At 70.1% G+C, this 3,715-nt stretch carries 2 protein-coding genes; both read right to left on the bottom strand.

Going from position 1 to position 3,715, the window contains the following annotated elements; genetic code table 11:
• Window positions 1–991: histidine-type phosphatase (locus tag D180_RS20335; RefSeq protein WP_017914215.1), on the bottom strand; the 991-nt coding region annotated here is incomplete at its 3' end.
• An 8-nt stretch (window positions 992–999) separates the two neighbouring features.
• A complete protein-coding gene (locus D180_RS20330) occupies window positions 1,000–3,501 on the bottom strand; it encodes a TonB-dependent receptor (RefSeq protein ID WP_017914214.1) in 2,502 nt (833 codons plus the stop codon).
• Between the last annotated feature and the right edge of the window lie 214 nt (window positions 3,502–3,715).

The raw sequence follows: 3,715 nt of genomic DNA, 5'->3' as shown, positions 1-3,715 counted from the left end.
TGCCGAACAGGCCGGCCAGATGCGCCAGGTTGGTGTCGTGGCCGAGCAGCACCAGCGCGCGCGTGTCCGCCGACGCCAGCGGCGCCACCGCCGGCGCCTGCCCGGCCGCCGCCTGCAACGTCGCCAGCAGGTGCGCGAGCAGGTTGGAGCCACCGGCACGCGCCGCCGGCAGCGCACGCTTGCTGTAGGCGAAGGAGGCGTTGTGCAGGCCGATCAGCCGCTGCAGCGCCACGGCATCGGCGCGCCCCCAGGCCACCTGCGGCAACGGCAGGTCCTGCGCGTACTCCAGCATCAGGTTCTCGGCCAGGCTGCCGGCGGTCTTCAAGACCTTGGCCGCCTGCACCGGATCCTGCAGCCGCTGCGGATCGTCCAGGCGCGGCGAAGCCTGCGCAGCGCAGGCCGACCCCGCACAGCCCGACAGCACCCGCTGCAGCGCCCGCAGCCGGCTGCGCGTGGCCGCGTCCAGGTGCAGCGGCGGCGCGGGTGCATCGTCGTCCTTGTCCTCGTCCTTGCCGAAATGGAACAGCGGATTGTTCTGCGTCGTCGGCAACGCCAGGTAGTGCGCCTGGCATCCCGGCAGCAGTCCCTCGGTGAAGGCGGCCGCGCTGTCGTGGTTGCGCGGCGTGCTGTCGGCGATCACCACCGCGCCGGACCCGGCGCAGTCCGGCGCCAGCGCCGCCGTGGACAGCCAGCGCTGCCGGTAGCGCGCACCCAGCGCCTGCATGCCGGCGGCGCCGTGCGCCGTGAGCTGGCCGGGTGCCACCGGCCATTGCGGCCAGGGTTGCGCGGCGTACTTGGCCAGGTCGTCTGGCGATTGCGTCGGTGCACGTACGCCGTGGCGCATCACCACGATCGTCAGGCGTACCTCCGCCGCGTTCGATGCCGCGGCAGGCTTGGGCGATGCGACCGCCGGACAGGCGGCGCTGGCGACGCACAGCAACGCAGCCACGCGCCATGCGCCGCGCACGCGTGCGAATCGGGAAGCGAACATGGCCGGCCTCAGAACTTCAGCGACAGGTCGAGGAACACGCCGCGCCCGGCCAGGCCGAAGTACAGCGGCTGGTTGTCGGAAGAGCGGGTGCCGGCGTAGCCGATCAGCGCATGCCGGTTCAGCAGGTTGTTGACGTCCATGCTGATCGAGTAGCCCTTCAGGCCATACGGCCCGTGCGTGCTGCGGTAGCCCAGCGCCGCATCCAGGCTGGCGTAGCCGCCCAGGCGCTGGTCGTTGCCGAACACGGTGGTGCCATTGGCCGCGGTGCTGTTGTCCACGCCGTACTGCGCGCCCACCACCTTCTCCATCAGCGAACCGAAGTAGCCGGTGCCGCTGTTGTACAGCAGGCCCAGGGCGGCGGTCACCCGCGGCGTGCCGGCGACCTGGGTGCTGCTGTGCTTGTAGGTGGCGTCGTTGTAGCTGGTGTTGGCGTACAGGCTCAGGATCGGCGTCAGCGCGTAGGTGGCCTCGGCCTCGGCGCCGCGGTACACCGCACCGCCGCCGTTGACGAAGGCGCTCTCGGTGCCGCTGTCGGTGTTGATCAGGGTCTGGCTGATGTAGTTGCTGAAGTCGATGTAGTAGACGTCGGCGCCGAAGGTCAGGCCGCGCGCGGCATAGCTGGTGCCGAGCTGGTAGTTGCTGGTCAGCTCCGGGCGCAGGCCGCGCGTGCCGTTGAGTTCGATCACGTCGATCGGCGGCGCCAGGAAGCCGCGCGCGGCCTGCACATAGCCGCTCCAGTGCTCGTTGAAGCTCCGGTGCAGGCTCAGCGACGGCAGCGTGGCGTCGTAGCTGGCCTCGCTGTGCGCCGGCGCCGGCGGGGTGCTCTTGTTGAGTTCGGCATCGAGCTGGCGCTGCACCCGCGCGTAGCGCAGGCCCGGACTGAGGGTCAGGCTGTCGCTGAGCTTCCAGTCGTACTGCAGGTACGGCTGCAGGGTGTCGGTGCGGTCGTGCAGGTTGTAGTTGTACAGCGGGCCGTACTTGGTGCCGCTGGCCGCGCCGGTCGTCATGTCCACCGGCAACTGCTGGCGCTCGTCGAGGTTGCGCTCCACCCACACGCCGGCCTGCAACTGGCCCGGACCGAGGTCCCGCGCCAGACGCAGCACATCGCCGAAGGCGCGGAAGTCGTTGTCCGAGAACTTGCCCGGCACGTCCTTGGCGGCCTTGGACAGCTTCTTGCCAGTCGCGCTGTAGAAGGTCACGCCGTTGTCGGCAGCGCTCTCGCTGGTGGGGATGCTGGTCTTGGAAGCAGTGTGGTCGAAGCTGTTGTAGTAGACCTTGTTGTCCAGGTCCCACTCGCCCAGGCGCGTGCTCAGGCCCAGGTAGGTGAAGCTGGAGTAGTAGGCAGCGGCGTTGTAGCCGGTGTAGTTCTGCAGGGTCGGATCGTTGCCCAGGCCATAGCGCCAGCCATGCTGCGCGATCTGCGCGCGGGTGGCGCCCTGCACGGTGTTCTGGTGCTCCTGGTTGTAGCTGCTGACGAAGGTCAGCGTGGTCGCCTCGCCCAGGTCGGTGACGGTCTTGAGGAAGGCGTGCTCGCGGCGGTCGTCGGTGCCCTTGAGGTAGGTGTCGCTGGCTTCCTTGGACAGGTCCGCGAACAGGCGCGTGTTGCCGATGTGCTCGTCGGCGCTGACGCCGCCGGCCCAGGTGTTCCAGCTGCCGCCGGTGCCGTACACGGTCACGCCGTCCACCTGGCTGGGATTGCGCGTGCGCAGCGCCAGGGTGCCGCCGAAGGTGGCGTTGCCGATGGTGGCGCCGCCGCCGGGGCCGCGGTCGATCTCGGCCTGGCCGAGCACGTGATTGTTGAAGTAGGCCGAGGTGGTGTGGTGCAGGTCGCTGGCATCGCCGAAGGGAATGCCGTCGAAGGTGATGTTGAACTGGCCGTCCTGGAAGCCGCGGATGCTGACGCCTTCGTTCTTGCCCAGGCCCGGACCTTCCGGCGAAGTAGTGACCACGCTGGGCGCGTACTTGATGATGTCGTCGTAGTTCGAGTTCAGGCGCAGGCCGTCGCGGATGAAGCGCTCGTCGATCACCGAGGTCGGCTGGCTCGCCTCCAGCGGCGCGGCGCTGGGCGCCAGCGTGTCGACGCTGTTGGCGGTGACGTTGATCGGCGCCAGTTCGCGCGGGCCGTCGTGTTCGCCGTCGGCCTCGACATGCGCCGGAGCGGCGCTGCGCGGCGCCCGTGGGGCGGCGACCGGCGCGGCGGCGACGCTGCTGCGCACGATGGCGACCGAGCCGGGCGTCAGCATGCGGTAGTCCAGGCCGGTGCCGGCTAGCAAGGCATGCAACTGCTGCGGCGGCGCCAGGCCGGCCGGGGCACCGCTGCTGCGCAGGCCTTCGGCCAGCGCCGGGTCGTACATCAGTTGCAGCCCGCTGCTGCGCGCGAACTGGTCCAGCGCCTGCGCCAGCGGCATGGGCGCGATGGCCGAGGCGGAGGCGGCGGGCGCCGACCAGGCCGGCAACGAGGACGTGCAGCCCAACAGCAGGGCGATGGAGACGACGAGAGGCTTGCGCATGACGATCACACCGGAGGGGAGGAAGGGCGGGCCCGCGCGTGCTGCGCGACGGCCATGCTTCCTAGGAGTGCCCCGGTGCGCCGTGCGGCTACCGTCGATTGCATGAATTTTTTCTTACAGCGGGGCCGGTGCGTGGCGGATGGTCACCGCGTGCGCATCGCGCTGCACCTGCACGTCCGGCAGGCTGCCGAGATAGGCGACGAAGGCCTCCGGA

The organism is Xanthomonas sp. SHU 166 (assembly GCF_000364685.1).
Classification (GTDB): domain Bacteria; phylum Pseudomonadota; class Gammaproteobacteria; order Xanthomonadales; family Xanthomonadaceae; genus Xanthomonas_A; species Xanthomonas_A sontii.
This window is presented reverse-complemented; position numbering and strand designations above follow the sequence as displayed.

Coding starts and splice junctions, on each gene's coding strand:
- D180_RS20330 (WP_017914214.1), bottom strand. CDS start 3,501: ATGCGCAAGCCTCTCGTCGTCTCCATCGCCCTGCTGTTGGGCTGCACG.